This window comes from Streptomyces sp. WELS2, assembly GCF_013870595.1.
In the GTDB taxonomy this organism is placed as follows: domain Bacteria; phylum Actinomycetota; class Actinomycetes; order Streptomycetales; family Streptomycetaceae; genus Streptomyces.
On sequence record NZ_JACBWZ010001105.1, the window covers coordinates 1 to 1,750 of the forward strand.

1 protein-coding gene and 1 pseudogene are annotated in these 1,750 nt (G+C 75.1%); both read right to left on the reverse strand.

Annotated elements, in window-relative coordinates; translation table 11 throughout:
- Nucleotides 1–978 (reverse strand): annotated as a pseudogene (locus H5J33_RS34080) (hypothetical protein); the annotation flags it as partial.
- A gap of 71 nt (nucleotides 979–1,049) precedes the next feature.
- Nucleotides 1,050–1,750: MazG family protein (locus H5J33_RS34085; RefSeq protein WP_181798533.1), on the reverse strand; the 701-nt coding region annotated here is incomplete at its 5' end.

Sequence of the window (1,750 nt, forward strand, 5' to 3'; positions counted from 1 at the left end):
GGGCCAGTCCTCCGGACCGCCGAGCCCGAGCGGCGGCCGGGCCCCATAGGCGTGCTGGATCTGCACCCCGACGACCGGACCGTGGATCTCGGCCCGCCGGAAGTCGATGTGGTCGGCGAAGTGGGGCGGAGTGGGTGGCCGGCGTGGCTGGGGCTGCCCGGGGGCGGGATCCGGGGTCGCGTGCCGTGCGGGTTCCGGGGCGGGGGGTGGTTCCGGAACGGGGCCGGGGGTCGGCTGGGGGTCGGTACGGGCGGGTGGGAGGGGCTTGGGGTCAGGGTCCGGCTGGGAGTCGAGCAGGAAGGGAAAGGGGTCCGGTCCCGGAAGCGGGCTGTGGCTGGTGTCGGGGGCCGTGCTCGGGGACGGCAGGGGATGTGCCGTCGGGGCCGGGGCCTGCTCCTCGCCGGGGTCCGGGGCTGTGGGCCGGGGCGAGGCCGCGTGTGCTGCCGGTCCGGGCACGGGATCCGGTTCGGCACGCGGCACCGTCTCCCCGGCGGGGTCCGGCTCGGGGCCGCGTTCCAGATCCCCGAAGAGGTCCGCCGCCAGGGCCCGTGCCCGCTCCCGTACCAGCCCCTCGGCCGGGTCCGGTTCCGTGTTCACGTCGGGGTTCGGGCCGTGGGGTGTCGTGTCCGCGGCGGCGTCCGGGGGCGTGGGCTGCGGGGCTGCCGTACGAGCCAGGGACTGGAGCAGCTCGCGTAATTGCGTGGCCGCGGTGTTCTTGTCCGGTGCCTGGGTGAGAGTGCCGCGGAGGCGGGAGGCCCAGACCGCGTGCAGCAGTACCGGTGACTCCTGGACGTCCGGACCCAGTTCGAGCAGTTCCCCGGCGTGGGAGAAGGCCCGCTGGTCCCGGAACCACTGTGCGAAACGGTCCCGGACCCGCTCCCACTCCGCCGTGCCGGACGCCGCCACGAGCACCGTGGCGCCCAGTCCCGCCAGATCCGTCCCCAGCCCCACCAACGCCCCCCGCCGGCTCGTCGCCACCGTGTCACCGTGTCACCGTGCTCAACGGTACTGAGGCGGAAGGGGATCCGAGGTGCCGGAGGATGATCCGCCTACCCCTCGTCCTCCTCTCCGCCGCCCGCCGCGCGCGCCGCCTCGCGGTCCTTGATCGCGTCCCGGTACACCCGGGCCGCCGCCCGCAGCGCCGCCTCCGGATCGACACCCTCCGCCTCGGCGCCGGCGGCCAGCGCCAGCAGCTCGTACCCGATGCCCTCGCCGCGGGGCAGGGGCACCTCCAGGCCCGCCGTGCGGACGCGGGAGGCGAGCTTGGCGGCCAGGGCCAGGCCGGGCTGGCCGAGCGGGACGCCCTCCGTCACCGAGGTGCGCCGCTTCTCCTCGGCCTTGGTGCGCAGCCAGTGCTCCTTGACGTCCTCCGGGGTCTCGGCCCGCTCGTCGCCGAAGACGTGCGGGTGGCGGTGGATCAGCTTGGCGACGATGCCGCCGGCCACGTCGTCGACGGAGAACGGCGCGTCCGGGTCCTCCTCGGCTATCCGGGAGTGGAAGACGACCTGGAGGAGGACATCGCCCAGTTCCTCGCGCAGCTCCTCGCGGTCGCCGGCCTCGATCGCCTCGACCAGTTCGTAGGCCTCCTCGATGCCGTACTTGGCCAGGCCCTCGTGGGTCTGCCGGGAGGACCAGGGGCACTCGGCGCGGATGCGGTCCATGACCTGCACCAGGTCCAGCAGGCGGGCGCCGGGCAGGTCGTAGGAGGCGGGGAGCAGCTCCAGCTCGGGCATGGCGACCCGGCCCGAGC